General features: G+C 66.9%; 23 protein-coding genes and 1 tRNA gene. 12 read left to right on the top strand and 12 right to left on the bottom strand.

Annotation, left to right across the window (positions count from 1 at the left end; translation table 11 throughout):
* Nucleotides 1–56: 56 nt before the first annotated feature.
* Nucleotides 57–3,527, bottom strand: a complete 3,471-nt coding sequence (gene mfd, locus LGM56_RS23260) for a transcription-repair coupling factor (RefSeq protein WP_089495058.1) — start codon at nt 3,525–3,527, stop codon at nt 57–59.
* A 107-nt stretch (nt 3,528–3,634) separates the two neighbouring features.
* On the opposite strand from mfd, the gene ispD reads away from it, so the two are divergent.
* Together ispD and ispF are read left to right on the top strand one after the other, a co-directional pair.
* The gene (gene ispD / locus LGM56_RS23255; protein ID WP_011352390.1) at nt 3,635–4,345 is read left to right on the top strand and encodes a 2-C-methyl-D-erythritol 4-phosphate cytidylyltransferase; all 711 of its coding nucleotides are present in this window, start codon (nt 3,635–3,637) and stop codon (nt 4,343–4,345) included.
* 28 nt (nt 4,346–4,373) lie between these two features.
* On the top strand, nt 4,374–4,859 hold the full coding sequence (gene ispF, locus LGM56_RS23250; protein WP_226206875.1) for a 2-C-methyl-D-erythritol 2,4-cyclodiphosphate synthase: 486 nt from the start codon (nt 4,374–4,376) through the stop codon (nt 4,857–4,859).
* Between the two features lie 131 nt (nt 4,860–4,990).
* Here the strand turns inward: ispF and LGM56_RS23245 are convergent, their stop codons facing one another.
* The 4 genes from LGM56_RS23245 to ompR form a co-directional block, all read right to left on the bottom strand.
* A complete protein-coding gene (locus LGM56_RS23245) occupies nt 4,991–5,518 on the bottom strand; it encodes a carboxymuconolactone decarboxylase family protein (RefSeq protein ID WP_011352388.1) in 528 nt (175 codons plus the stop codon).
* Nucleotides 5,519–5,594: 76 nt separating this feature from the next.
* On the bottom strand, nt 5,595–6,143 hold the full coding sequence (locus tag LGM56_RS23240) for a peroxiredoxin (RefSeq protein WP_034181176.1): 549 nt from the start codon (nt 6,141–6,143) through the stop codon (nt 5,595–5,597).
* A gap of 189 nt (nt 6,144–6,332) precedes the next feature.
* Entirely contained in the window at nt 6,333–7,694 is a 1,362-nt protein-coding gene (locus tag LGM56_RS23235) for an ATP-binding protein (protein WP_089445825.1), read from the bottom strand.
* Between the two features lie 40 nt (nt 7,695–7,734).
* Entirely contained in the window at nt 7,735–8,469 is a 735-nt protein-coding gene (ompR, locus tag LGM56_RS23230) for a two-component system response regulator OmpR (RefSeq protein WP_006478565.1), read from the bottom strand.
* A gap of 258 nt (nt 8,470–8,727) precedes the next feature.
* Between ompR and LGM56_RS23225 the strand changes: the two genes are divergently transcribed.
* From LGM56_RS23225 to LGM56_RS23215, 3 genes are all read left to right on the top strand, one after another.
* Nucleotides 8,728–9,006 (top strand): hypothetical protein, encoded by a 279-nt coding sequence (locus LGM56_RS23225; protein ID WP_011352385.1) that lies wholly within the window; start codon nt 8,728–8,730, stop codon nt 9,004–9,006.
* A gap of 132 nt (nt 9,007–9,138) precedes the next feature.
* Complete coding sequence (locus LGM56_RS23220; protein ID WP_226206874.1) at nt 9,139–10,641, top strand: DUF1800 domain-containing protein; 1,503 nt, start codon at nt 9,139–9,141, stop codon at nt 10,639–10,641.
* Between the two features lie 67 nt (nt 10,642–10,708).
* Entirely contained in the window at nt 10,709–11,929 is a 1,221-nt protein-coding gene (locus LGM56_RS23215) for a DUF1501 domain-containing protein (RefSeq protein ID WP_089495056.1), read from the top strand.
* A gap of 17 nt (nt 11,930–11,946) precedes the next feature.
* Here the strand turns inward: LGM56_RS23215 and hpnD are convergent, their stop codons facing one another.
* Nucleotides 11,947–12,780 (bottom strand): presqualene diphosphate synthase HpnD, encoded by an 834-nt coding sequence (gene hpnD / locus LGM56_RS23210; RefSeq protein WP_226206873.1) that lies wholly within the window; start codon nt 12,778–12,780, stop codon nt 11,947–11,949.
* Between the two features lie 242 nt (nt 12,781–13,022).
* On the opposite strand from hpnD, the gene LGM56_RS23205 reads away from it, so the two are divergent.
* Nucleotides 13,023–13,109, top strand: a tRNA-Leu gene (locus tag LGM56_RS23205).
* 192 nt (nt 13,110–13,301) lie between these two features.
* Nucleotides 13,302–13,598: a hypothetical protein gene (locus tag LGM56_RS23200; protein ID WP_089495054.1), complete on the top strand. Its 297-nt coding sequence runs from the start codon at nt 13,302–13,304 to the stop codon at nt 13,596–13,598.
* A 105-nt stretch (nt 13,599–13,703) separates the two neighbouring features.
* Here LGM56_RS23200 and LGM56_RS23195 read toward each other — a convergent pair whose 3' ends face one another.
* From LGM56_RS23195 to LGM56_RS23180, 4 genes are all read right to left on the bottom strand, one after another.
* Nucleotides 13,704–13,934, bottom strand: a complete 231-nt coding sequence (locus LGM56_RS23195) for a hypothetical protein (protein WP_089440309.1) — start codon at nt 13,932–13,934, stop codon at nt 13,704–13,706.
* Between the two features lie 113 nt (nt 13,935–14,047).
* The gene (locus LGM56_RS23190; RefSeq protein WP_226206872.1) at nt 14,048–15,157 is read right to left on the bottom strand and encodes a class II histone deacetylase; all 1,110 of its coding nucleotides are present in this window, start codon (nt 15,155–15,157) and stop codon (nt 14,048–14,050) included.
* Nucleotides 15,158–15,173: 16 nt separating this feature from the next.
* Nucleotides 15,174–16,382 carry an MFS transporter gene (locus LGM56_RS23185; protein WP_226206871.1) on the bottom strand — a complete coding sequence of 403 codons (1,209 nt, stop codon included), beginning with the start codon at nt 16,380–16,382 and terminating at the stop codon, nt 15,174–15,176.
* 21 nt (nt 16,383–16,403) lie between these two features.
* Nucleotides 16,404–17,450: a porin gene (locus LGM56_RS23180; protein WP_226206870.1), complete on the bottom strand. Its 1,047-nt coding sequence runs from the start codon at nt 17,448–17,450 to the stop codon at nt 16,404–16,406.
* A gap of 302 nt (nt 17,451–17,752) precedes the next feature.
* Between LGM56_RS23180 and LGM56_RS23175 the strand changes: the two genes are divergently transcribed.
* Together LGM56_RS23175 and LGM56_RS23170 are read left to right on the top strand one after the other, a co-directional pair.
* Entirely contained in the window at nt 17,753–18,898 is a 1,146-nt protein-coding gene (locus tag LGM56_RS23175; protein ID WP_226206869.1) for a helix-turn-helix transcriptional regulator, read from the top strand.
* Nucleotides 18,899–19,007: 109 nt separating this feature from the next.
* The gene (locus LGM56_RS23170) at nt 19,008–20,006 is read left to right on the top strand and encodes a 2-dehydropantoate 2-reductase (protein WP_226206868.1); all 999 of its coding nucleotides are present in this window, start codon (nt 19,008–19,010) and stop codon (nt 20,004–20,006) included.
* Between the two features lie 173 nt (nt 20,007–20,179).
* Here the strand turns inward: LGM56_RS23170 and LGM56_RS23165 are convergent, their stop codons facing one another.
* The gene (locus LGM56_RS23165; protein WP_039367176.1) at nt 20,180–20,629 is read right to left on the bottom strand and encodes a MarR family winged helix-turn-helix transcriptional regulator; all 450 of its coding nucleotides are present in this window, start codon (nt 20,627–20,629) and stop codon (nt 20,180–20,182) included.
* Nucleotides 20,630–20,691: 62 nt separating this feature from the next.
* Nucleotides 20,692–21,837, bottom strand: coding sequence for a glycerate kinase (locus LGM56_RS23160; RefSeq protein WP_089495047.1), 1,146 nt, complete (start codon nt 21,835–21,837; stop codon nt 20,692–20,694).
* A 388-nt stretch (nt 21,838–22,225) separates the two neighbouring features.
* On the opposite strand from LGM56_RS23160, the gene tig reads away from it, so the two are divergent.
* The 3 genes from tig (at nt 22,226) to clpX (ending at nt 25,801) form a co-directional block, all read left to right on the top strand.
* Nucleotides 22,226–23,572 carry a trigger factor gene (gene tig / locus LGM56_RS23155; protein WP_046545923.1) on the top strand — a complete coding sequence of 449 codons (1,347 nt, stop codon included), beginning with the start codon at nt 22,226–22,228 and terminating at the stop codon, nt 23,570–23,572.
* A 140-nt stretch (nt 23,573–23,712) separates the two neighbouring features.
* Nucleotides 23,713–24,366, top strand: coding sequence for an ATP-dependent Clp endopeptidase proteolytic subunit ClpP (gene clpP / locus LGM56_RS23150; RefSeq protein ID WP_010092137.1), 654 nt, complete (start codon nt 23,713–23,715; stop codon nt 24,364–24,366).
* A gap of 163 nt (nt 24,367–24,529) precedes the next feature.
* On the top strand, nt 24,530–25,801 hold the full coding sequence (clpX, locus tag LGM56_RS23145; RefSeq protein ID WP_006489345.1) for an ATP-dependent Clp protease ATP-binding subunit ClpX: 1,272 nt from the start codon (nt 24,530–24,532) through the stop codon (nt 25,799–25,801).
* Nucleotides 25,802–25,863 lie beyond the last annotated feature (62 nt).

The raw sequence follows: 25,863 nt of genomic DNA, 5'->3' as shown, positions 1-25,863 counted from the left end.
GCCCGCCCGCATCGAGCGCAGTGCGGTGCAGCAACGCTGCATCTGCCGTCAGCGCATCAGCGCACCGCTGCAGCTGCTCCCTGCTTGGGTCCGAGCGCGCGCAGCGTTTCCTTGATCGTCGACACGCGGATCGCGAGATCGGGCGAGCGCGTCTCGATGCGCAGCTTGTCCTGGCCCGCGAGCTTGATGTGCCGGTGCTTCTGCACCATCTCGATGATCCGCATCGGATCGATCGGCGGATTCGGCTCGAACTGCAGCCCGATCGCCACCTCGCTCGCATCGATCTTCACGATGCCGAGCGGCTTCGCGGCGATCCGCAGCCGGTGCGTCTCGACGAGCGCGTGCGCCTGCGGCGGCAGCTTGCCGAAGCGGTCGATCAGCTCTTCCTGGATGCCGTCGATCGCGTCGCCGTGCTCGCAGTTCGCGAGACGCTTGTACAGCGACAGCCGCTCCTGCACGTCCGCGCAGTAGTCGGCCGGCAGGATCGCCGGCGCATGCAGGTTGATTTCCGTCGTCGCGGCGAGCGGGGCGGTGAGGTCGGGCTCCTTGCCGTTCTTCAGCGCCTTCACCGCGTCGTTCAGCATGTCCGTATAGAGCTGGAAGCCGATCTCGTGGATTTCGCCGGACTGCTTGTCGCCGAGCACTTCGCCGGTGCCGCGGATCTCGAGGTCGTGCATCGCGAGATAGAAGCCCGAGCCGAGTTCCTCCATCTGCTGGATCGCTTCCAGCCGGCGCTGCGCCTGCTTGGTCAGCGCCTGCGGATCGTGGACCAGCAGGTACGCATACGCCTGGTGGTGCGAGCGGCCGACGCGGCCACGCAGCTGGTGAAGCTGCGCGAGGCCGAACTTGTCCGCGCGATGCATGATGATCGTGTTCGCGCTCGGCACGTCGATGCCGGTCTCGATGATGGTCGTGCACAGCAGCACGTTCGCACGCTGCGCGACGAAATCGCGCATCACCCGTTCGAGTTCGCGTTCGTGCATCTGGCCGTGCGCGATCACGATGCGTGCTTCGGGCACGAGCGCCTCGAGCATCGCCTTGCGGTTCTCGATCGTCTCGACCTCGTTGTGCAGGAAGTACACCTGGCCGCCGCGCTTCAGTTCGCGCAGCATCGCCTCGCGGATCACGCTTTCCTCCTCGCGGCGCACGAAGGTCTTGATCGCGAGCCGCTTCTGCGGCGCGGTGGCGATGACCGAGAAATCGCGCAGCCCTTCGAGCGCCATCCCGAGCGTGCGCGGGATCGGCGTCGCGGTGAGCGTCAGCACGTCGACTTCCGCGCGCAGCGCTTTCAGCGCTTCCTTCTGGCGCACGCCGAAGCGGTGTTCCTCGTCGATGATCACGAGGCCGAGGCGCTTGAACTGCACGTCCGACGACAGCAGCTTGTGCGTGCCGATCACGATGTCGACGCTGCCTTCGTTGATCTGCGCGATCGCGGCGTTGACTTCCTTCGTGGTCTTGAAGCGCGACAGCTCGACGATCCGCACCGGCCAGTCCGCGAAGCGGTCGGCGAAGGTCTGCGTGTGCTGCTCGGCGAGCAGCGTGGTCGGCGACAGCAGCGCGACCTGCTTGCCGCCCAGCACCGCGATGAACGCGGCGCGCAGCGCCACCTCGGTCTTGCCGAAGCCGACGTCGCCGCACACGAGGCGGTCCATCGGCTTGCCGCTCGTCATGTCGCCGATCACGGCGGCAATGGCGGCCGCCTGGTCGGGCGTTTCCTCGAAGCCGAAGCTTTCGGCGAACTTCACGTAGTCGCGCGGATCGAGCGAGAACGCATGGCCTTCGCGGGCCGCGCGGCGCGCGTAGAGGTTCAGCAGCTCGGCTGCGGTATCGCGGATCTGCTGCGCGGCCTTGCGCTTCGCGCGCTCCCACTGGCCGGAGCCGAGCGCGTGCAGCGGCGCGCTGTCGGGATCGGCGCCGCTGTAGCGCGAAATCACGTGCAATTGCGCGACGGGCACGTAGAGCTTGCTGTCGCCCGAATATTCGAGATGCAGGAATTCGGTTTCGCCTTCGCCGAGATCCATCGACACGAGGCCCATGTAGCGGCCGATGCCGTGCTGCGCGTGGACGACCGGGTCGCCGACTTTCAGCTCCGACAGGTCGCGCACCATCGCGTCGACGTTGCTCGCCTGTTCCTGCCGGCGGCGGCCCGCGCGGCGGCCGAGCGCGCCGTACAGCTCGGTTTCGGTGACGACCGCGTAGCCTTCGCCCGGCACCGCGAAGCCGTTCGAGAGCGGCGCGACGCCGAGCGCGAAGCGTGCGTCGCTCTCGAGCCAGCCGGCGAAGTGGTCGTTCGACGCGGGGCGCAGATGGTGTTCGGCGAGCAGTTGCAGGATCGTCTCGCGGCGGCCGGCCGATTCGACGGTCAGCAGCACGCGCTTGCCCGACGATTCGACAAACGTGCGCAGCGATGCGAGCGGATCGTCGGCATGGCGGTCGACGGTGAGCTCGGGCAGCGCGGTCGCCCAGCCGCCGGCCGGCTGCGCGGGCAGCACGACGCGGGCGAACGGCTTCGCGAACGCGAAGAAATCCTCGTCGGACAGGAACAGGCGCTGCGGTTCGAGAATCGGCCGCTCGCGATCGTGCGCGAGGAACGCGTGACGCTGCTTCGTATCGGCCGTGAAGCGGCGGATCGACGCCTCGAGATCGCCGGTGAACACGAGGTGCGCATCCTGCGGCAGGTAGTGGAACAGCGTGGCGGTTTCGTCGAAGAACAGCGGCAGGTAGTACTCGATGCCGGCCGACGGCACGCCGTTGCCGATGTCCTTGTAGATCGGCGCGCGGCTCGGGTCGCCTTCGAAGGTTTCGCGCCAGCGGCTGCGGAAGGCCGTGCGCGCGGCTTCGTCGAACGGAAACTCGCGGCCGGGCAGGAGGCGCACGTCGCGCACCGGATACAGGCTGCGCTGCGTGTCGGGATCGAACGCGCGGATCGAGTCGACCTGGTCGTCGAACAGGTCGATCCGGTACGGCAGCGGCGAGCCCATCGGGTACAGGTCGATCAGCGAGCCACGCACGCAGTATTCGCCGGGCCGCACGACCTGGCTCACGTGCTCGTAGCCGGCCAGTGTGAGCTGCGCCTTCAGCTTCGCCTCGTCGAGGCGCTCGCCCTGCGCGAATGCGAACGTGTACGCGGCCATGAACGACGCGGGCGGCATCCGGTACAGCGCGGTGGTCGCGGGCACGAGCAGGATGTCGCAGCGGCCCTCGCCGAGGTCGTGCAGCGTGGCCAGCCGCTCGGATACAAGGTCCTGGTGCGGCGAGAACGTGTCGTACGGCAGCGTTTCCCAGTCCGGCAGCAGGCGTACGCGCGCGTCGGGCGAGAAATAGCGGATTTCCTGCGAGAGCCGCTGCGCGTCGACCGCGTTCGCGCAGATCACCGCGAGGAGCGGCACGTCCTGGCGGTTGTCGGCGAGATAACGGGCGATGGCGAGCGCGTCGGCGGAACCATGCGCGCCGTCGAAGGCGAAGCGCTGGCCGGGCTTGACGCGGGCAACGGGCGAGGCGGACGGGGTGGAAGCGTTATCTGGCATAGGGACGACAGGGGTGGCGTGCACGGGCGCATCGCGGTGCGCCGGTCGAGACGAAAGACCTATTATAAAATCCGCTTCTCGATTTCATCTTTCCGGCGTTTCCCTTCGTGACTCCCCGACTTTTCGCCCTGATCCCCTGTGCCGGCACCGGCAGCCGTTCCGGCTCGGCCGTGCCGAAGCAATACCGCACGCTGGCCGGCCGCGCGCTGCTGCATTACACGCTTGCCGCGTTCGACGCGTGCAGCGAATTCGCGCAGACGCTCGTCGTCCTCGCGCCCGACGATTCCCACTTCGACGCGCGCCGCTTCGCGGGCCTGCGCTTCGCGGTGCGCCGCTGCGGCGGCGGCTCGCGCCAGGCGTCGGTGCTGAACGGGCTGCTCGAACTGGCCGAATTCGGCGCGACCGACCACGACTGGGTACTGGTGCACGACGCCGCGCGCCCGGGCATCACGCCAGAGCTGATTCGCACGCTCGTTGCGACGCTGAAGGACGATCCGGTCGGCGGCATCGTCGCGCTGCCGGTGGCCGATACGCTCAAGCGCGTGCCGGCCGGCGGCGACGCGATCGCGCGCACCGAGTCGCGCGACGCGCTGTGGCAGGCGCAGACGCCGCAGATGTTCCGCATCGGCATGCTGCGCGAGGCGATCCTGCGCGCGCAGCGCGAAGGGCACGACCTGACCGACGAGGCGAGCGCGATCGAATGGGCCGGCCATACGCCGCGCGTCGTGCAGGGCAGCCTGCGCAATTTCAAGGTCACGTACCCGGAAGATTTCGCGCTCGCGGAAGCGATCCTCGCGCGCTCCACGAACGCTTCCTGACTTTCACCCCCTCACAATCGGAATACGCATGGATTTCAGAATCGGACAAGGCTACGACGTGCACCAGCTCGTCGAGGGGCGCCCCCTCATCATCGGCGGCGTGACGATTCCGTACGAACGCGGCCTGCTCGGCCACTCGGACGCGGACGTGCTGCTGCACGCGATCACCGACGCGCTGTTCGGCGCGGCGGCGCTCGGCGACATCGGCCGCCACTTCTCCGACACGGACGCGGCGTTCAAGGGCGCCGACAGCCGCGTGCTGTTGCGCGAGTGCGCCGCACGCGTCAAGGCAGCCGGTTTCACGATCCAGAACGTCGACAGCACCGTGATCGCGCAGGCGCCGAAGCTGGCGCCGCATATCGACGGGATGCGCGCGAACATCGCGGCCGATCTCGGGCTGCCGCTCGAGCGCGTGAACGTGAAGGCGAAGACCAACGAGAAGCTCGGCTATCTCGGCCGTGGCGAAGGGATCGAGGCGCAGGCCGCCGCGCTCCTGGTGAAGCAGGGCGGCTGACGCCGGGCTGCGGCGCGCGGTTCGCCCGCCGCGCCGCGCTGTGGAAATGAAAAATGCCACGCGGGTGCGTGGCATTTTCGTTTGGAGCGGCGACCGGGCCGGCGCGGTTGCCGGCCGGGTGGTACAACCGCTTATTCGCCTTCTGCGGCGATCACTTGCGCGGCGGCGTTGATCACCGACGCGATACGGCCGACGTCGCGCAGCTGCGTGACGGTCATCCCTTGCTCGTTCTTCAGCAGCGCATAGTGGGACTTCACGCAGAAGTGGCACTTGCCGACGATCGACGCGGCGAGCGCGTACATCTCGAACTTGCGCTTGTCGACGCCGCCGTGCGTCGCATACGCGCCCATCCGCAGCTCGGCGCGTTGCGTCTTCAGGTCGGCATCGTCGGCCATCTCGACATACGGATACCAGGTGTTGTTCATCCCCATCAGCGCGGCCGCCGTCAGCACGGCGTTCGTTTCTTCGGGCGACAGGACGCCGGCTTCGCGGATCGTCTTGATGAGCACCGTGCTCTTCGCCGCGATGGCCGCCGCCAGCGCGACGCCCACCGCGTCGGTGCCTTCGAGCGACGAGCGCGAGATCGTGCCGTCGAGGTTCAGGCGGATGTCCTTCGCGTAGTCGGGAATACGCGCCTTAATCGAATCGATGAATTCCATTGATATCTCCTATGGGTTGGCCGTTAAAAAAGCCCGCAGGCAGGACGTGCGCCGCGGGCTTCGTGCATCGATGCGCTTACAGCGTTGCGCCGCCGACTGCACGGTTGCACGGGCACAGTTCGTCCGTTTGCAGGCCGTCCAGAATCCGCAGGACTTCTTCCGGGCTGCGGCCGACGTTCAGGTTGTTCACCGAAACGTGCTGGATCGTGTTGTCCGGATCGACGATGAACGTTGCACGCAGGGCCACGCCGGCTTCCTTGTCGCGCACGCCGAGCTGGTCGATCAGCTCGCCCTTGACGTCGCCGAACGAGTAGTGGTTCAGCTTGTCGAGGTCCTTGTGCTCACGGCGCCATGCGAGCTTGACGAATTCGTTGTCCGAGCTGCCGCCCAGCAGGATGGCATCGCGCTCTTCGAACTGCTTCGTGAGCTTCGCGAATTCGACGATTTCCGTCGGGCACACGAACGTGAAATCCTTCGGATAGAAGTAGATGATCTTCCACTTGCCCGGGAACGACGCTTCGGTGACGGTCTCGAACGCCGACTGGCCGTTTTCCTCGTGATTATTGAAGCCCGGCTTCGCGGCTACGACGGTGAAAGCTTCGAGTTTATCGCCCACGGTTTTCATGCGGATACTCCTGTATGAGTTGGGAAGAAGACTGAGTCAAGCTACCTCGGTGCTGCAACGATGATGTGACAGCATGGGCAAAACTATAACACTATTAGTTAGGCGCTTCAATAGATTTTGACTAACGAACCTCATAGCTTTTTTCAACCGGATCGATAGTGTGCAGCGCAAGAAGCGTGCGCGAGCGCGTCACGCAGTCGCACGCGCCTTGCCGGCGCCGGGGAATTCGAGCGTGACTTCGAGGCCCGCCTCCGGGTTGCGGTTGCGCAGCCGCAGCGCGCCGCGATAGCGGCCGACGAGGCGCAACACGATCGCCATCCCGAGGCCCGTGCCGTCCGCCTTGGTGCGGGCGGTGTCCACGCGGTAGAACGGCCGCATCACGAGCGGCAGCTGATCCTCGGGGATGCCGGGGCCTTCGTCGCTCACCGACAGCTCGACGCGCGCGTGCGACACGCGTGTCTCGAGCGTGATGCGCGACACGCCGTCCTGCTTGCTCTGGCCGTACTTGCGCGCGTTCTCGACGAGGTTGCCGATCACGCGACGCATGTCGGTCTCGTCGGCTTCGATCACCGCGCTCGGTGCGAGCCGCGTGCGGATCTCGACGCCATCCTCGCCCGACACGCGGGCGGCGACTTCCTGCGCGATCGACGACAGATCGACCGGCTCCGGCTTGCGTTGCGACGGGCGAGCGTAGTCGATGAAGGCCGCGATGATGCGATCCATCTGCTCGATGTCGTCGACCATCGCGTCCTTGGTCGCCTGGTCGGACGGGCTCATTTCGGTTTCGAGCCGCAGCCGCGCGAGCGGGGTGCGCAGGTCGTGCGAGATGCCCGCGAGCATCAGCGCGCGGTCGGCCTCGAGCTGTTCGAGGTCGCGCACCATCTGGTTGAAGCTGCGATTGGTCTCGGCCGCGACGCCCATTCCGCGCTCGGGCAGCAGCTCGGGTGTCTGGCCCGAGCCGATCTGCCGCGCGGCGAGCGCGAGCCGCGAGAACGGCCGGTTCACCAGACTGGTGATGAACGCGGAGCCGAACAGCGACAACGCGAGCGCGAACAGCCCCCAGCCGGCCCACTGCAGGCCCGTGACGTTGTCGAGCTGGTCGCGGTCGAGCGCGACCCAGTAATCGTCGTCGTCGATCTTGAAGCTGATCCACACGCCGGGAATGTCGTTGACCGACTGGGCGATCACGGTATCGTCGCCGAGGCGGCTGCGGATGTCGTGTTCGATCAGGCGGTTCAGCGATTCGTCGGGCTGCAGCTTGAACTTGTCGGTCTTCTCGCGCGGGTAAACGCGCACGCCCTCGTTGCTCTCGAGGTCCTGCAGCAGCGCGCGCCGCAAATCGGGATCGGAATAGAGCAGGGCGGTGCGCGTGAGCTTCACGATCGCGACGAGCTGGAGAGCCACGCGCTGCGCACGCGGCTCGCGCTCGATCACGCGAAAGCTCTGGAACCACGCGGCGAGACTGACCGAGATCAGCAGCGCGATCAGCAGGAAGGTGCGCCAGAACAGCCCGCCGAACGCGAGCTGCAGGAGGCGCCGGTCGATACGCATGGGACGGGCCGTGGGCGGGCGAAACCGGAAAGGAAAAAGATCAGGCGGCGCCGTCCGGGATGAACACGTAGCCGAGGCCCCAGACGGTCTGGATGAAGCGCGGGCTGCCCGGATCCGGTTCGATCAGCTTGCGCAGGCGCGAGATCTGCACGTCGAGGCTGCGGTCGAACACTTCGTATTCACGGCCGCGTGCGAGCTCCATCAGCTTTTCGCGCGACAGCGGCTGGCGCGGATGACGCGCGAACACCTTCAGCACCGAGAATTCGCCGGTGGTGAGCGGAATTTCCTGGCCGGACTTCGTCAGCGTGCGCGTGGCGAGATTCAGCGAGAACTCGCCGAACTCGAACACCTCGGTGGTTTCCGACGGCGCGCCCGGCAGTTCGGCCGGCGCCTGGCGGCGCAGCACCGCATGAATGCGCGCCACGAGTTCGCGCGGGTTGAACGGCTTCGGCAGGTAATCGTCGGCGCCCATCTCGAGGCCGACGATGCGATCCACATCCTCGCCCTTCGCGGTGAGCATGATGATCGGCGTGCGGTCGTTGCTGCCGCGCAGGCGGCGGCAGATCGACAGGCCGTCTTCGCCCGGGAGCATCAGGTCGAGCACGAGCAGGTCGAAACGCTCGCGTACCCAGAGCTTGTTCATTGCAGTCGCGTTTTCCGCGACGTAGACATTGAAACCCTGCTCGCCGAGATAGCGGCGCAGCAGATCGCGCAGGCGCGGGTCGTCGTCGACGACGAGAATCTTGGAGGGGTTTTTCGTTTCCATGATCGGCATCTTATCGCGAATGGGAATTGACGCACGGCCGTGAATTTTCGTGCGTTACAGTCGGTTACAAAATTTACCCGTAGTGTCGCGCCGAGTAAAGGCAGGCTATAGAGATTCCTTTACTCGAAGCCGAAATTCGGTAGATACTCCCCTGCACTCCATCATTCATCTTTGCACACCCGAATTCCGCAGGGTTTTTCAAGTACCAGAGGTAGCCGGTTGCCGCGTGACGAAGGGAACAAATCGACCAAAGAAGCGAGGACGGTCATGCGATCTGCCCGGATTGCACTGATGCTGACGATCGCGCTCGCCGGTCCGTATGCGTCGAACTTCGCGTATGCGCAGCGCCCCGAGCAGGGCGCATCGTCGCGCAAGCTGCCGCGCGGCAAAGCGCCGCAGTCCGATCGTACCGCCGAGATGACGGTTCGTTCCGCCGTGCCTCCCGATCTCGAACAGCGCCGCCGCGACGGGCACATGACGCCCGAGGAACGCCACCTTTTGCGCCAGCACATCGAGGACGCCGTTCGCGAGCTGTACAAGCGCTGACACGCCGTCTTTCTCCCTGCGCGGAATTCACCGCGCGGAAAAGTTTCGTAGCAATTTTTCCGTCAACTTTCGCCTGCCGATTGCCGTTGTACCGGCATCCGCACCGCCGGTGCGCTCCGGGAGTCCATGACGATGAAAGCGAACGCTGCCGCACCGGCGCCGTCGCCCGCCATGCAGTCGCCGCTCGATGCCGACGATGCATTGTTTTTCCTGAGTCGTACCGGTTTTTCTCCCGCGCCCGCCGATGTCGCGCGCGTCGTCGGCATGACGCGCGCGCAAGTCGTGGCCGACACGCTCGGCAACGTTCGCCGCGATCCCGTCACGACCTGGCCCGACTGGATCGCCGAGTTGCCGCCGACGCGCGCGCAGCGCCAGGCGCTGACGCCCGACATGCGGCGCGACGAGCAGCGCGAGCGCAACGTTCGGTACGATGCGCTGCGCGCGGCGTGGGTCAACGAGATGATCGTCACGCCGTCGCCGCTCACCGAACGCATGACGCTGTTCTGGCACGGGCACTTCACGTCGGGGCAGGACAAGGTGCCTTACCCGCAGACGATGGCGGTGCAGAACGCGCTGTTTCGCCGCGAGGCGCTCGGCAACTTCGGCGTGCTGCTGCATGCGGTCGCGAAGGATCCGGCGATGCTGCAGTACCTCGACGGCGCGAGCAATCGCAAGGGGCGCCCGAACGAAAATTTCGCGCGCGAGGTGATGGAGCTGTTCACGCTCGGCGAAGGGCATTACACGCAATACGACGTGACCGAAGCCGCGCGTGCGATGACGGGCTGGACGGTCGATCCCGATACGTATCGCTTCGAGGTTCGGCCGGATCTGCACGACGCCGGCGACAAGACGATCCTCGGCGAAACCGGGCCGTTCGATGGCGACGGCTTTCTCGACATCCTGCTGAAGCGGCCCGGTACCGCGCGTTTCATCGCCGCCAAGCTGTGGCGCGAGTTCGTGTCGGATACGCCCGATCCGGGCGCGCTCGATGCGGTGGCCGAACGGTTTCGTTCGAGCGGCTACGACATTCGCGCGACGCTCGCCGCGCTGTGGTCGACCGACGCCTTCTGGGATCCTCGCAATCGCGGCGTGCTCGTCAAGTCGCCCGTGGAGTTCGTCGTCGGGTCGGTGCGGCTGTTCGACGTGTCATACGGCGATCCGCAGATGCTCGCGAACACCGTGCGCACGCTCGGGCAGAACCTGTTCTATCCGCCGAACGTGAAGGGCTGGCCGGGCGGCGCGCTGTGGATCAACAGCACCACGCTGCTCGCGCGCAAGCAGTTCGTCGAGCAACTGTTCCGCGCGACGGAGACGGCCGGCATGCACCCGCCGGCGCATGCGATGGTGCCGCCGCCGAGTGCCCGCGCGCATGCGATGCCGGTGGTCGAGACGGCATCCGCTGCCGGCATGCACGCAACACCTGCCAAGCCCGCGCGCGCCGGCCTGCGATTCGACCTCGAACGCTGGCTGGCGCAATATCGCGCGCGGCCGCAGGCGATCGCCGGTTTGTCGACCGAGCTTCAACTGCAACATGCGGTGCTGCAACTGTCGCCGGTCGCGGCGATCGACACGGATTCGACCGGCAGCGCGTATCTCGAGGCGCTGCTGATGGATCCGGCCTATCAACTGAAATGATTCGAACGACGATGAAGCGGGGAGCCGGTGCGGCAAACGTGTCGGACGGTGAACCAAAGGATGCGCGATGAACCGACGTGATTTTCTGACGCTGACGGGCGCCGCGGCCGCGGCCGGCGTGTCGATGTGGCAGGCGCCTGCGATGGCGGCTTCCGTGGCGCAGGCGGGGCGCCCATCGGCGGCCGGGTACACGAACGTGCTGATCCTCGTCGAGCTGAAGGGCGGTAACGACGGCCTCAACACGGTGGTGCCGTATGCGGACCCGCTGTATTACCAGTTCCGCCGCAGCATCGGCATCAAGCGCGAGCAGGTGCTGCAACTCGACGCGCACACGGGCCTGCATCCGTCGCTCGCGCCGTTGATGCCGCTGTGGCGCGACGGGCAGGTCGCGGTCGTGCAGGGCGTCGGCTATCCGCAGCCGAACCTGTCGCATTTCCGCTCGATCGAGATCTGGGATACCGCATCGCGCTCGGATCAATATCTGCACGAAGGCTGGCTGACGCGCACGTTCGCGCAGGCGCCCGTGCCGCCCGGTTTCGCCGCCGACGGCGTCGTGCTCGGCAGTGCCGAGATGGGGCCGCTCTCGAACGGTGCGCGTGCGATCGCGCTCGTCAATCCCGCGCAGTTCATTCGTGCGGCCCGGCTTGCCGAGCCGTCGTCGCTGCGCGAACAGAACCCCGCGCTCGCCCACATCATCGACGTCGAGAACGACATCGTGAAGGCGGCCGACCGGCTGCGTCCGCGTGGTGGGATGCGTGAATTCAAGACTGCCTTTCCGGCCGGCGCGTTCGGCACGTCGGTCAAGACCGCGATGCAGGTGCTGGCCGCGTGCGAAGCGTCCGGGCCGGGCGCGCAGGATGGCGTCGCGGTGCTGCGCCTGACGCTCAACGGCTTCGATACGCACCAGAACCAGCCGGGGCAGCAGGCCGCGCTGCTCAAGCAGTTCGCGGAAGGGATGAGCGCGATGCGCGGCGCGTTGATCGAACTGGGGCGCTGGCACCAGACGCTCGTAATGACGTATGCGGAATTCGGGCGGCGCGTGCGCGAGAACCAGAGTAACGGTACCGATCACGGCACGGCCGCGCCGCATTTCGTGATGGGCGGCCGCGTGGCCGGCGGGCTGTACGGTGCGCCGCCGGCGCTCGGGCGGCTCGACGGCAACGGCAACCTGCCGGTCGCGGTCGATTTCCGCCAGCTCTACGCGACCGTGCTCGGGCCATGGTGGGGGCTCGATGCCACCCGCGTGCTGCAGCAGCGCTTCGATACGCTGCCGTTGTTGAAGGCGTGAGGCGTGAGGCGTGAGGATCAGCGACGGCGCGCGGTGCGCCACGCGATCCACAGCTTGCGGATCGGCGTCAGCGCGATGCGCTGATGCAGCACCTGGTAGCCGTCGCGCGCGATTTCGTCGAGCAGCGCGCCGGCCAGTGCGATCTGCGCGCGCAGCGTGCGCTGGGCGCGGCGTTCGGATGCCGGGATCGCCGCTTCGGCGGCCACGAGTGCTTCGCGCGCGCGGGCCGTCTGGAATTGCAGCAATTCGATGAAGGCCGGGCTGTAGCGGCGGTTCAGCAGATCGGCCGCGGTCACGTTGTAGCGCTGCAGTTCGTCGATCGGCAGATAGATGCGGCCGTGGCGTGCATCGTTGCCGAGATCCTGCACGAACTGCGCGAGCATCAGCGCGCGGCCGGCATCCGCGGCCCACGGTTGCGGGTCCGCCGGGTTTGGCGAACTTGCGCGCGCGACCAGCGACGCGAAGGTGCCGCCGACCTGTGCGATATAGCGCTGCAGGTTCGCCAGATCGAGGTAGCGCGCCTGTTCGAGATCCATCCCGTAACCGTTGACGAGCGTGCGCAATGCATCGGCCTCGGCGGCGATCGCCGGATGATGCTGCGCGAGCGCCTTCGTGACCGGGTGCGACGGCTGCCCGTCGGCCAGCGCCGCGAGTTCCTTGTGCCACCACGCGAGCTTCGTGTGTCCGACGGTCGGGTCGCTGGTTTCCTTGACGGTTTCCTCGAGTTCGCGGCGCAGCGCGAACAGCGCGGTCAGGCGCGGCTGCGTGGCGCGCGGTGCCTGGCGCAGCGCGTAGTAGACGCTGGAGCCCGCAGGGGCGGCCTTTTGCTGACAGTAGTCGTCGAAGTTCACGGGCGGAATCGTGTGGGGGGGCGGGGTTCGGGGGACGCGCGGCGGCGCGGTGCCGAAACGTCGAGCGCGGCATTCTAGCACCGCTGCACGACGGGTGCCGGCAGGGGCGAGACAAGCCCGCGCGGATCGGGTAGAATCTCGCGCTCGCCTGATCGGGCGTGCCGGTTACAAACCAACCGGCTCGATGTCCCGGGCGCGTGGTCATGCATCTTTCGTGCCGCGTGGTCAGGCGACAGAAATGCGCGTGAGTGGCGAAATTGGTAGACGCACCAGGTTTAGGTCCTGACGCCCGCAAGGGTGTGCCGGTTCGAGTCCGGCCTCACGCACCAGAAGTCGAATGCGCCTCAATCAGGGGCCGTTCACCCAAAAGCGCTGTCGGTCGATTGACCGCAGCGCTTTTTTGTTGATGTCGGTGCTGCTCCCGGTACGCGAGCCGGGCAAGCGGTGCGCGAATATTCGTGCCGCGTGTAATATTGTGTTCGCTTCACCTATAAGAAACACAATCACGCCGAGGACCAACGATGAAAAACGTACGCATTCCGATTTCCGTACTGGCGCTGATGCTGGTCGCGCCGGCATTTGCCAATACGCCTGCCGAGAACATTGCGTGGAGCGCCAAGCCCGTGCAGACGGGGGCATCGTCGTCGCCGTCGGCGTGCACTGCGTATTCGGGGCGCGTGATGTCGAGCGGCGAGACGTTCTCGACGGAAAACGTGCTGAAAGCAGTCGGCACGTCGCTGGCCGGCGCCGCGCTGGGCGCGGTCGCAGGGGGATATCAGGGCGCAGCCCCCAATCCGTGTGCGCGCCCGGGCCTGTGACCGGCCCGCGAGCGAACCGCGGGAATTCCCGCTTCATCTGAAACAAGCCAGACACCCAGCGCCGCGCGTCGCCCGACCCGCGGCGCTGCGTCATTTGACGCGCACCTATTCCCAGAAGCTCCGGATCGCGACCGCCACGATCACCGGCACCGAGAACACCAGCGGGATCGCGAAATATTGCGCTTCGCGATCGACGACCCAGCTATAGATCACCCACGCCGCGCCGATCGCGAACGTGATGAGGCCGACCGTCACGGCGGCGATGTTCAGGACCAGCTTCGAAGGCTGGCGGCGCGTCTTGGCATCGTCATTGTGATCGCGCGGGGACGATTTCATCGGAAGAGTGCGGCTTCGGGCCGGAAGGGGGTAAAAGCACAGGAAACCCCATCCGCTCCGATCGCGCAAGAGGGCCGGCACTGGCCGGCCTTCGTCGGGTCCGCCGGCGCGCGCTACAACCCGAACGACGTAGCCAGTTCGTCGAGCAATTCGCGCTGGAACGCAACGAACCGCGCGCCGGGCTGCTGCGCGATCGCGAGGTCGAGCATCGGATCGGCGACGTCGGTGCGAACATCCGCCAGTGCCTCGACGATCGCGAGCCCGCAGAACGGCACGTACGCCTCCGAATAGCCGCCTTCGTGCACGATCACGAGCCGCCCGCCGCAATGGCGTTGCGCGGCCTCCTTCACCGCCCGCGTCATGAACCGGTAGCTGTCGGTATGCAACTGCATGCGCGCGAGCGGATCGACCGCGCTTGCGTCGAGGCCGCTCGCGACGATGATCAGCTCGGGCCGGAAACGCTCCAGCGCCGGCAGCACGATTCGTTCGAACGCGTAGCGATACGCATCGTCGCCACTGCCCGCGAGCAGCGGCACGTTCAGATTTGCACCGATACCCGCGCCTTCGCCGCAATCGTCCGCGCCGCCGTAGCCGGGCGGGAAGCAGCGATCCTGGTGCAGCGAGATCGTCAGCGTGTCCGGATCGTCGTAGTAGATCGACTGCGTGCCGTTGCCGTGGTGCACGTCCCAGTCGATCACCGCGACGCGCTCGATGCCGTGTTTCGCGCGGGCGGCCTCGATCGCGATCGGGATGTTCGCCAGCAGGCAGAAGCCCATCGGGCGGTCGCGCAGGCAGTGATGGCCGGGCGGCCGCGACAGCGAGAAGGCGTTTGCCGCACGTTCGCCGAGGACCGTATCGACGGCCGCGATCGCGAGTCCGGCCGACAGCGCAGCGATCTCGTAGCTGCCCTTGCCGAACGGCGCGAGATCGCCGAGGTCGCCGCCGTTCGCGTCGCTGAGTGCGCGGAACGCGTCGAGATAGTGTGCGGGATGAATGCGCAGCAGGTCGGCGGTCGAGGCCGGCTCGGCGCCGCGCAGGTCGAGCTGCGCGGCCAGGCCCGAGGCCTGCACGAGCGACAGGAAGCGGCGTTTCGAATCGGGCGATTCCGCGTAGCCCGCGCTCGACGGTGGCTGGACCCAGCCGCCGACCGGGAAGAACAGCGCGTGCGTGCCGCCGGTGTGCCAGAAAGTGCGTTCGTCGGTGAAGAAGGCAGTGCGATTCATGGATGTGCGTGACCTGTCACGGTTGGGTGGAAATGGAAGGGCGCGTGCGGCGATCGATGTGGCGCAACGCGGCGAACGACGCGATCGCGACGGCCGTCGCGGCCGTGAACAGCACGCGCATCGTGCCGCCGGCATCGAGCATCAGCCCGGCTAGCAGCGGGCCGGCCGCGAGCCCCGCGCCGATCACGAAATTGAGCGTGGCCACGAGGCGGCCCGACGTGTCGATCTGCGCGACGGTCGCGAGGATGAACGGCAGGACGAACGTCCACGCGAACTTGAACGCGAAGATCGCCGCGCTATAGCCGCCGGCGTGCCGCATGACCGCGAGCGCGACGAGCGAGGCCGCCAGCAGCGCGTAACCGGCCGCGAGCATCGCGCGCCGTGCGAGCCGGCCGCCTGCGCACGACGCGAGCGCCGCACCGACGATGCCCATCACGCTTGCGATCGCGAGTACGTTGCCGGTCGACTGCGGATCGAGCCCGGCGTCGGTCGCGGCGCGGCTGGCGAACGTCCACACGCTGCCGATCGCGAGATAGAACGTCAGCACCGCGCCGATCGCGAGCACGACGAAGCGTTGCGGTGTCTGCGCCGCAGCGTTGCGCGCGTTCTGCGCGGCTGTGGCTCGCGTGCCCAGCGTGGACGGAAAGCCGCGCGACAGCGGCGCCGCGACCAGCGCGAGGGCGGCGAGGGCGACATACAGCGCGCGCAACCCGAACGCCGCGAACACATGCGGCAGCACGAACAGGCCGATCGCGCCCGCGATCAACTGGCCGACGACCCACAGGCCGTACACGCGGTCGCTGTTCTCGCTCGTCGCGGCGCTCGTCATGCAGAGCACCATCAGCGAGCCGCCGCCGAGCGCGGTGACGGCGCGCAGCGCGAGCAGCGCGACGAAGCCCGGCATCCACAGCGCGGTCAGCAGGTTGCCCGCGCCGAACAGCGCGACGGCGAATGCGGCGACGCGGCGCGCGTCGACCCGGCCGAGCCACAGGTACGACGGCACGGTCGCGAGGCTGAACGCGCCGAGTTCGACGAAGAAGTAGGTGCCGATCTGCGACGCGGACAGCCCGAGCTGCGTCGCGAGCTGGCCCGCGACGGCGGGTGCCACGAGCAGCAGCAGCGGCGTGATGGCCGCGAACACGACGAGCGCGACGAGCGTCGAGCGCGCGAAGGTCGATGCGCGGCCGTCGGACGGGAGTGCGGCATCCGGTGAAAGGGTTTTCATGGCGGGTTCTCGTGTGGGGAATCAGAACAGGTGGTACATGCCGACCATCGCGCCGAACTGCGATGCGCCGGCGAGCGGCGTCGGGTCGTATTCGTAGACGGTCTGCGAACTCCGGCCGCTGTTGCGTGCGTAGCCGAGGTTCACGTACGCGACGGTGCGTTTCGACAGCGCGTACGTGGTGCTCGCGATGAACAGCGTCGGGTGGCCGATTGCCGGCGTGCGCGAGTCGGTGTGGTAGACGCCCGTGTTCAGGCCGATCTCGCTCGACATCTGGTAGCGCGCACCGCCCCAGACGATCGTGCGTGCCGCGTCGAGATCGCCGGTCAGGCGCTCGACGCCGGCATAGACGGTGAGCGGCAGTGTGGCGAACGCATAGCGCGCGGCGAGCGTGCCGAGTTCGCGGCGGCGCGCCGACGTGTCGTCGGCCGCCGAAACCTCGCCATGTGCCTGATGCAGTACCGCGCTGACCGACAGGCCGTTGCTCGTGAACTGGCCGCCGAGTTCGAGCACGCGTCCGGCGCGCGTATTGCCGGCGACGCCGGATGTCGCGGCAAGCGCCTCGACGTCGAAGCCGGCGAACGTCGGCGACTGGTACTTGACCGAGTGGTCGATGAAGTTCGCGGTCATCGGCACGATGACGCCCTGGCCGCTGTACGACGCATACCAGAGCGGGTCGTAGAACAGCGTCTTGTCGAACAGCACGCTGAACTGCCGGCCGAGTGTGACGGTGCCGACGGGCCCCGCGATGCCGACGTACGCACCGCGGAAGAAGGCATAGCCGGGCACGGTCGCGGTGCCGTCGTTGAGGTTGAGGCCCTGTTCGAGCTTGAACAGCGCACGCCAGCCGCCGCCGAGATCTTCGTGACCTTTCAGCCCGATCTGGGAAGGCAGGATGCCGTAGTTCCGCAGTTGAACGGCCGAGTGGCGCCCGTCGGCATGCGTCAGGTATTGCACGCCGGCGTCGAGCGCGCCGTACAGCGTGAGACTCGACTGCGCGTGCGCGGCAGCGCTGCACGCGGCAAGCGTCGCGACGGCCGCGGCCGTGCGGATGAAGCGGGGTTTCGTCACGTGGGGTTCTCCATACCGTCCTGCATCGGTTTGTCGTTGGTGTTGTCGCGACGCAGTGTCCGCAGCGGGAAAACCTTCGAACAGTCGTACAGATGAACGGTGTGGAAAACCCGTGGTGCGCGGCACGCAAGCGGCGAGTAGCCGTGGCGCGGCGTGCTGCGGAGCAGCAACGTGCCGTGCACCGTTCAAATGGATGGGGCTGGCGCCCGTTCCGGCACCGTGGCCCGTCAAAAAAGCCGATCGCTATAATCGGCCGGTGTCGTTGCGCACATCAGCAGCCCGATCGGGCAGGGGAGCGGAAGGTGAGGATCACGACGGATATCGGGCAGGATCTCGATGCGCTGCGCGACGTGCCGGCCGCCATCGTGCTCGACGACTTCGCCTGGCCGCCGCTGCCGTCCCGGCGCGCCGATTTCGACGGCGTCACGCGCGGCCACGCATCGCAGCGCGAACTCGGGCTGATGCTGCTCGACCTGTACGCGGTTGCCGCACGGTCCGGCATCGGCGAATTCGAATTCCGCTTCTTTTCGCTGTTGCAGGCGCTCATCCCGTTCGACGCCGCATGGACGGGCGTCGCGACCCACGTGCCGACCGGCCCGGTGATGCACAACAGCTTCCTGTACCGTCTGCCGCATGCGTTCTTCAGCGACTGGAAGCGCGTGCGCGATTGCGACCCGCTCGCGCACCGCACGTTGCGCGGCGCGCATGGCCATGCGGTGCGGCTGTCGGTCGTCGAGCCGGGGCTCGATGCGCGGTTTCGCGACTGGTGCGTAAAGTACGGGCTCGCGCAACTGATGTGCGTGTGCACGCTCGATCGCCGGTTCGGCCTGACGACGTTCATGTCGATCTACCGCCAGGGCCTGAATCGTCCGTTCAGCGACGACGATGCACACCGCTTCGAGGAAGTGATCCCGCATCTCGCGGCGGCGCTGACGATCAATCGCGCGGCGCAGCTCACGCGCGAACGCGGCGAGACGGTCGCGCCGGCGGCGCGTGCACTGTGCGACAACTTCGGCGTGCTTCACCATGCCGATCACGGTTTCGACGACGTGCTGCGCACCGAATGGCCGGCATGGGCCGGTGCGCGCGTGCCGGAGCCGCTCGTCGCGCATTTGCGGCGCCAGCCGGGTCAGCCGTTCGTCGGCGATGCGCTGCGAATTCAGTGCGTGCCGGTTGCGGGCCTGTTCCAGATCGAGGCGCGGCCGCGCTCGCTGCTCGACCGGCTGAGCCCGCGCGAGCTCGCGGCGATCCGCTATTACGGCGCAGGGCGCTCGCACAAGGAAGTCGCGCAACAGATGGCGATTTCGCCGACGACCGTGCGCCACTACCTGCGTTGCGCGTACCGCAAGCTCGGCATGCACGACAAGAGCCAGATCGCCGGCGTGCTCGGCGCAACGGGCAGCGCAGCCGACGGCGAGCCGGTGGAAGCCGGTGGCGAGTCGCGCTGAATTGCGCTGAGTCGCACGACCGCCGCATGTCGCATGCGGTCGCGAGAATGGTTGTGCCTGCAACTATTGAGCGTTATGCTCGTCAGCTCCCAGGAGACGGAATTCCATCATGAACGACACGAATTCAGGGTCGGTGCGCGCGGCGGTGGTCGGGGTCGGCGCGATCGGCGGGTTGCTCGCGGCCGCGCTGTCGCGGGCCGGCATGACCGTGAGTGCGTATGCGCACGGCGCGACGCTCGATGCGCTGAATGCGCACGGCGTGCGTGTGATCGACGAGGCGGGCGAGACATCGTCGGTTCCGGTGCGAGCGAGTGACGATGCGGCCGCGCTCGGCGTGCAGGACTACGTGGTGATCGCACTGAAGGCTCAGGTGCTGCCGGCGCTGGCCGCCCGAATTGCGCCGCTGGTCGGGCCGGACACCGTGATCGTCGCGGCGATGAACGGGCTGCCGTGGTGGTTCACGCACGGGCTCGAAGGGGCGCTCGACGGCGTGTCGCTCGATGCGGTCGATCCGGCCGGCGCGGTGTCGGCGGCGTTGCCGCCCGCGCAGGCGATCGGTTGCGTCGTGCACCTGTCGTCGAGTACCGACGCGCCGGGCATCGTGCGCCGTGGGCGCGGCAACCGGCTGATCGTCGGTGCGCCCGATCCGCGGCTTGACGTCGCCACGGCCCGGTTCGCCGCGGCGCTCGCCGCGGGCGGTTTCGACGTCGAGTCGACGCCCGCGATCCGGACCGAGATATGGACGAAGCTGTGGGGCAACATGAACATGAATCCGCTGAGCGCGCTGACGGGGTCGACGGCCGAGCAGTTGCTCGACGATCCGTTCACGCAGGATCTCGCGCTGCGGATGATGGAAGAGGCGGCCGCGATCGGCGCGAGGCTCGGTCTGTCGACGGGAATGAGCGGGCCCGAGCGGATCGCGGTCACGCGCAAGCTCGGCGCGTTCAAGACGTCGATGCTGCAGGATTTCGAAGCGGGGCGCGCGCTCGAGATCGGGCCGATCCTCGGGGTGTTTCCCGAACTCGGGCGCAAACTCGGCGTGCCGACCCCGTATTGCGACGCGGTGCTCGGGCTGCTGCGCCAGCGCGCGGCGAACAGCGGGTTGTAGCGCGGGCGGGGCCGCTGCATGCTCGACGCAGGCAAGGCCGGGCGCTGCGGTCCGTTTGCATCGCGTAGCGCGGCATGACGCAAAGCGGGCCGCCCAAGTCGCGGGTCAAGCGACCGGGGCGGCCCGTCGAATTCGTCGGATCAAACCTGCGGGCGCCTTGCTTGTGTCGCGGTTCAGTCGTCGCGCTCAGTCGCGTGCGCGACGACCTTGTCGAGCAGCCGTTCGAACGTCTGGCGTTCGCTGTCGGACAGGCACGCAAGCAAGCCGTCGTTCCACTTGCGCACGATCGGCATGATCTTGCGATGCAGCGCGCGGCCGTCGGCGGTCAGCGCGATCAGCACGATCCGGCCATCCTCCTCGCTTGCGCTGCGCTCGAGCAGCCCCTGGCGCAGCAGCGCCTCGGCTGCCCGGCTCGCCTGGCTCTTGTCGAGATTGGTGTGGCGTGCGAGATCCATGATCGAGAACGGGCCGAAGGCGCCGACGGCGGCGATCACGCGCGCCTCGGGCAGCGAGATGTCGAGCTTGTGCCGGTACACCTCGCCGATCCCGCGGTCGGAGCGCTTCGTGAGCGCATGGAGGCGATAGGTCAGAAACTGATCGAGCCCGGCTTGACGGCCTTTCATGTCGAATCCTGAAGAAAAAGGGCGGGCCCGATTGTTCCTGTATCGCGCGCTCGGGTCAACGGTCAGTGTGCGCCGTACTTCAGGCGTGTCAATTGCTCCGCTTCGTTCGCGAGCAGATTGGCCGCGTCGCGGATCGCGACGTCGAGCGTTATCGGCCCGGGAGCCGGCGAGAAGCAGCCGGAAAAATGTTCGGACAGGCGCGGCAGCGCGGCCGGGTCAACGGCGCCCGACAGCAGCGACGCGGGCACGCCGGCGGCCTGCGCGTGGCGGCATGCGATGAACGGCGCCTTGCCGTGCAGCGTCTGCACGTCCGAGCGGCCTTCGCCGGTGATCAGCCAGTCGGCGCCCGCGAGCGCCGTATCGAGCCCGACCTGCCGCGCGACCACTTCGGCGCCCGCTTCGAACTGCGCGCCGAGCATGTGCAGCGCGAAACCGAGGCCGCCCGCGGCGCCGGCGCCCGGCAGGTCGCGGCTGCGACGGTCGAGCGCGGCTTCGAGCAGGTCGGCGAAGCGGGCGAGGGCGGCGTCGAGGGTGGCGACCTGCCCGGGCGTCACGCCTTTTTGCGGGCCGAACACGGCGGTCGCGCCGTGCGCGCCCGTCAGCGGGTTGTCGACGTCGGACATGCCGACGAATTCCGTTTCCTTCAGCCGCGGGTCGAGCCCCGACGCGTCGATGCGCGCGATGTCGGCGAGCCGTGACGGCACGGGCTCGACCGATTGGCCGGCCGCGTCGAAGCACTGCAGGCCGAGGCCCGCGAGCAGCCCGGCGCCCGCGTCGTTGGTGCTGCTGCCGCCGAGCGCGACGAAGAAGCGGCGCACGCCTTCGTCGAGCAGCGTGCGGATCGCCTCGCCCATCCCGCGCGTACTGCGTGCGTCGACCGGTACGCTCATGCCGACCGGATCCGTAATGCCGACGATCTCGGCCGTCTCGACGATCGCGGTGCGCGCATCGATAACGCCGACCGCCGCATCGCGTGCCGCGAGCGACGCGCCGGCCACCCGCAGCGCGCGCCGCGTGCCGCCGCCCGCCAGCATCGCGTCGAGCGTGCCTTCGCCGCCGTCGGCCATCGGGCAGCAGCGCACGACGGCGTCGGGCCGGGCCCGGCGGATGCCGGTGGCGATCGCGTCCGCGACCTGCTCGGCGGAAAGCGAGCCTTTGAACGAATCGGGCGCGATGACGACGACAGGCGCGGACGGGTGTTGCGGCATGGTGTCTCCGGAAGGCGTGATTGGTGTGACGAATATTGGGGCCGCGACGGCGGCGACCTCTCAATCGGAGCTTACAGGATGGCGGGCCCGTGGTGGATACGGCGTTCGGCATAGCGGCGATCCGCTTACATTGCCGTGCAAAGGGCGGTTGACGCGGCGCGGACGCATGCGCGTCGCGCCGATCTGGCGGTGTGATGAAAATTGTTTGCTAGAATAGTCGATTCTTCCGGCCAAAGCCGTGCTCCGAGCCGCTTGCGCTAGCCATCCGGCGCGTGCAGGGATGGCGTGGCGCTCCGGCGCGGCGAGTGGATGTGACACACATCACGCCGCAGGCAGGCACGGCAAGGAAAACCCGATTCGCTCGAATAATTTTAGGACGATTGAAGCCATGGCTAACGTTGTTGAGAACCTCGGCAAGCTTGAACGCCGCGTGACGATTTCCCTGCCGAAAGACACCGTGCAGAAGGAAATCGACGCCCGTATCCAGAAACTCGCGAAGACCGTGCGCATGCCGGGTTTCCGCCCGGGCAAGGTGCCGGTGAAGATGGTCGCGCAACAGTACGCGGGCCAGGTCGAGGCGGAAGTGCTGAGCGACAAGATCGGCCAGGAATTCTTCACGATCAGCCGCGCGGAAAACCTGCGCGTCGCTGGCCAGCCGAGCTTCGAGCCGAAGCAGGAGCAGGCTGAAGGTGCATACGCGTTCGACGCGACGTTCGAGGTCTACCCGGAAGTCAAGATCGGCGATCTGGCGACGGCTGAAGTCGAGCGCTCGACGACGTCGATCGGCGACGCCGAAATCGACCGCACGCTGGACATCCTGCGCAAGCAGCGCGTGCACTTCCACGCACGTGGCGAAGCCGGCGAGCACGGCGACGGCGGCGCGGACACCGCAGCGAAGAACGGCGACCGCGTGACGGTCGACTTCGTCGGCAAGATCGACGACGTCGCGTTCCAGGGCGGCACGGCTGAAGATTTCCCGTTCGTGCTCGGCGAAGGCCGCATGCTGCCGGAATTCGAAACCGCGGCGCTGGGCCTGAAGGTCGGCGAATCGCGCACGTTCGACCTGGCGTTCCCGGAGGACTACCACGGCAAGGACGTCGCGGGCAAGACGGCGCAGTTCACGGTCACGATGAAGAAGATCGAGTGGCCGCACCTGCCGGAAATCGACGCGGAATTCGCGAAGTCGCTCGGCATCGAAGACGGCGACCTCACGAAGATGCGCGCCGAGATCAAGGAAAACCTCGAGCGCGAAGCGAAGCGTCGCACGCAGTCGATCGTCAAGAACCAGGTGATGGACGCGCTGCTGAAGATCTCCGAACTCGACGTGCCGAAGGCGCTGATCGAGCAGGACCAGCAACGTCTCGTCGAAATGGCTCGCCAGGACCTCGCGCAGCGCGGCGTGCCGAACGCGAAGGACGCACCGATCCCGGCCGAGATGTTCACCGAGCAGGCAGAACGCCGCGTGAAGCTGGGCCTCGTGCTGGCCGAGCTCGTGAAGTCGAACGGCCTCGAAGCGAAGCCGGAACAGATCCGCGCGGAAGTCGACGAGTTCGCGAAGAGCTACGAAGACCCGAAGGAAGTGGTCCGCTGGTATTATTCGAACCAGCAGCGCCTCGCCGAGATGGAAGCGTTCGTCGTTGAAAGCAACGTCGTCGATTTCGTGCTGGGCAAGGCGAAGGTGACGGACAAGGAAGTGAGCTTCGAAGCACTCGCGAGCGCATCGGCGCAAGCGTAAGTGTTGCTCTAGCGGCGTGCCGGCTGTCGGAGCGACGGCCCGCACGCCGTTTTTACGTCAAGCGCACGGTTGCCATTAATATGGCGATTGAGCGGGCGGCTTCCTTCCGTTCAATTTTCCATTCGAACAAGGTTCATTGAATGATCACTCGCGCTGAATTGCTGGACATGCTTGCTTCGAACGCGCCGCAGGGTTTCGAGGCGCAAGCGCTGGGGCTGGTGCCGATCGTCGTCGAAACGAGCGGCCGCGGCGAGCGTTCGTACGATATCTACTCGCGTCTCCTGAAGGAGCGCCTGGTGTTCATGGTCGGCGAAGTGAACGACCAGACCGCCAACCTCGTGGTCGCGCAGCTGCTGTTCCTCGAGAGCGAGAATCCCGACAAGGACATCAGCCTGTACATCAACAGCCCGGGCGGGTCGGTGTCGGCCGGCATGGCGATCTACGACACGATGCAGTTCATCAAGCCGGACGTGTCGACGCTGTGCATGGGCCTCGCGGCCAGTATGGGTGCGTTCCTGCTCGCGTCGGGTGCGAAGGGCAAGCGTTTCGCGTTGCCGAACTCGCGCGTGATGATTCACCAGCCGCTCGGCGGCGCACGCGGCCAGGCATCCGACATCGAGATCCAGGCACGCGAAATCCTCTACCTGAAGGAGCGGCTGAACCAGTTGCTCGCGCAGCACACGGGCCAGGACGTCGAGCGCATCGCGCGCGACACCGACCGTGATAACTTCATGTCGAGCGAGGACGCGAAGGCGTACGGGCTGATCGATCAGGTGCTGTTGAAGCGCCCGTGAGCTTAAACGGGGTGCCGCCCCGATTCGGGCGGCGCCGTCAAACGTCCCGAGTGCCCTGAGCATCTGCGGCAAGCGCATCCAGCCGGCTCCGGTCGCGCCCTAGGCGCGGCGTCCGGAGCAATCGGCGTATCATGTCATTTACCTGTCCGGAGGCTCTACATTCATGGCGGACAAAAAAGGTTCGAACAGCGAGAAGCTGTTGTATTGCTCGTTTTGCGGAAAGAGCCAGCATGAGGTGAAAAAACTCATCGCGGGCCCGTCGGTGTTCATCTGCGATGAATGCATCGACCTCTGCAACGAAATCATTCGCGACGAGGCGGCTGCCGCCGGCGTCGAGGCCAGCCTGTCCCGGTCGGATCTCCCGAGCCCGCAGGAAATTCGCGACATCCTCGATCAGTACGTGATCGGCCAGGAGCGTGCGAAGAAAATCCTCGCGGTGGCCGTGTACAACCACTACAAGCGCCTGAAGCATCTCGACAAGAAGGACGACGTCGAGCTGTCGAAGAGCAACATCCTGCTGATCGGCCCGACGGGCTCCGGCAAGACGCTGCTCGCGCAGACGCTCGCGCGGTTGCTCAACGTGCCGTTCGTGATCGCCGATGCGACGACGCTGACCGAAGCCGGCTACGTCGGCGAGGACGTCGAGAACATCATCCAGAAGCTGTTGCAGAACTGCAACTACGAGGTCGACAAGGCCCAGCGCGGGATCGTCTACATCGACGAAATCGACAAGATCAGCCGCAAGTCGGACAACCCGTCGATCACGCGCGACGTGTCGGGCGAGGGCGTCCAGCAGGCGCTGCTGAAGCTCGTCGAGGGCACGATGGCGTCGGTGCCGCCGCAGGGGGGCCGCAAGCACCCGAACCAGGATTTCATCCAGGTCGACACGACCAACATCCTGTTCATTTGCGGCGGTGCATTCGACGGCCTCGAAAAGGTGATCACCGACCGTACCGAGAAAACCGGCATCGGCTTCGGCGCGACGGTCAAGAGCAAGCAGGAACGCGACGCGGGCGAAGTGCTGCGCGAAACGGAACCGGAAGACCTGATCAAATTCGGTCTGATCCCCGAATTGATCGGCCGCCTGCCGGTGGTCGCGACGCTCGGCAAGCTCGATGAAGCCGCGCTGATGAAGATCCTGGTCGAGCCGAAGAACGCGCTCGTCAAGCAGTATCACAAGCTGTTCGCGATGGAGCGCGTCGAGCTGGAGATCCGGCCGGGCGCACTGCAGGCAGTCGCCCGCAAGGCGATCCGCCGCAAGACCGGCGCGCGCGGTTTGCGTTCGATCATCGAACAGGCATTGCTCGACGTGATGTACGAGCTGCCGACGATGAAAGGGGTCAGCAAGGTCATCATCGACGAGAACGTCATCGATGGCGACGGCAAGCCTTTGCTGATCTACGAGGACACGCCGAAGGTGGCGGGTTCGAACTGACCGGCTTGCCGACGATGTTCTGCGAAAAAGGCCGTTCATGAGACCGTGGGCGGCTTTTTTTC

Source organism: Burkholderia sp. AU38729, assembly GCF_020419725.1.
In the GTDB taxonomy this organism is placed as follows: domain Bacteria; phylum Pseudomonadota; class Gammaproteobacteria; order Burkholderiales; family Burkholderiaceae; genus Burkholderia.
The sequence above is the reverse complement of the archived record's forward strand: the minus strand, read 5'-3'. Positions and strand labels throughout refer to the sequence as shown.

Excerpts from the sequence above, each read along its gene's own strand:
- mfd (WP_089495058.1), bottom strand. The coding sequence starts at position 3,527 with ATGCCAGATAACGCTTCCACCCCGTCCGCCTCGCCCGTTGCCCGCGTC.
- LGM56_RS23245 (WP_011352388.1), bottom strand. The coding sequence starts at position 5,518 with ATGGAATTCATCGATTCGATTAAGGCGCGTATTCCCGACTACGCGAAG.
- ispF (WP_226206875.1), top strand. The coding sequence starts at position 4,374 with ATGGATTTCAGAATCGGACAAGGCTACGACGTGCACCAGCTCGTCGAG.
- ompR (WP_006478565.1), bottom strand. The coding sequence starts at position 8,469 with ATGCCGATCATGGAAACGAAAAACCCCTCCAAGATTCTCGTCGTCGAC.
- LGM56_RS23195 (WP_089440309.1), bottom strand. The coding sequence starts at position 13,934 with ATGAAATCGTCCCCGCGCGATCACAATGACGATGCCAAGACGCGCCGC.
- LGM56_RS23225 (WP_011352385.1), top strand. The coding sequence starts at position 8,728 with ATGCGATCTGCCCGGATTGCACTGATGCTGACGATCGCGCTCGCCGGT.
- clpX (WP_006489345.1), top strand. The coding sequence starts at position 24,530 with ATGGCGGACAAAAAAGGTTCGAACAGCGAGAAGCTGTTGTATTGCTCG.
- LGM56_RS23215 (WP_089495056.1), top strand. The coding sequence starts at position 10,709 with ATGAACCGACGTGATTTTCTGACGCTGACGGGCGCCGCGGCCGCGGCC.
- LGM56_RS23185 (WP_226206871.1), bottom strand. The coding sequence starts at position 16,382 with ATGAAAACCCTTTCACCGGATGCCGCACTCCCGTCCGACGGCCGCGCA.
- LGM56_RS23220 (WP_226206874.1), top strand. The coding sequence starts at position 9,139 with ATGAAAGCGAACGCTGCCGCACCGGCGCCGTCGCCCGCCATGCAGTCG.
- LGM56_RS23200 (WP_089495054.1), top strand. The coding sequence starts at position 13,302 with ATGAAAAACGTACGCATTCCGATTTCCGTACTGGCGCTGATGCTGGTC.
- LGM56_RS23190 (WP_226206872.1), bottom strand. The coding sequence starts at position 15,157 with ATGAATCGCACTGCCTTCTTCACCGACGAACGCACTTTCTGGCACACC.
- clpP (WP_010092137.1), top strand. The coding sequence starts at position 23,713 with ATGATCACTCGCGCTGAATTGCTGGACATGCTTGCTTCGAACGCGCCG.
- LGM56_RS23240 (WP_034181176.1), bottom strand. The coding sequence starts at position 6,143 with ATGAAAACCGTGGGCGATAAACTCGAAGCTTTCACCGTCGTAGCCGCG.
- LGM56_RS23170 (WP_226206868.1), top strand. The coding sequence starts at position 19,008 with ATGAACGACACGAATTCAGGGTCGGTGCGCGCGGCGGTGGTCGGGGTC.
- LGM56_RS23235 (WP_089445825.1), bottom strand. The coding sequence starts at position 7,694 with ATGCGTATCGACCGGCGCCTCCTGCAGCTCGCGTTCGGCGGGCTGTTC.
- LGM56_RS23160 (WP_089495047.1), bottom strand. The coding sequence starts at position 21,837 with ATGCCGCAACACCCGTCCGCGCCTGTCGTCGTCATCGCGCCCGATTCG.
- LGM56_RS23165 (WP_039367176.1), bottom strand. The coding sequence starts at position 20,629 with ATGAAAGGCCGTCAAGCCGGGCTCGATCAGTTTCTGACCTATCGCCTC.
- tig (WP_046545923.1), top strand. The coding sequence starts at position 22,226 with ATGGCTAACGTTGTTGAGAACCTCGGCAAGCTTGAACGCCGCGTGACG.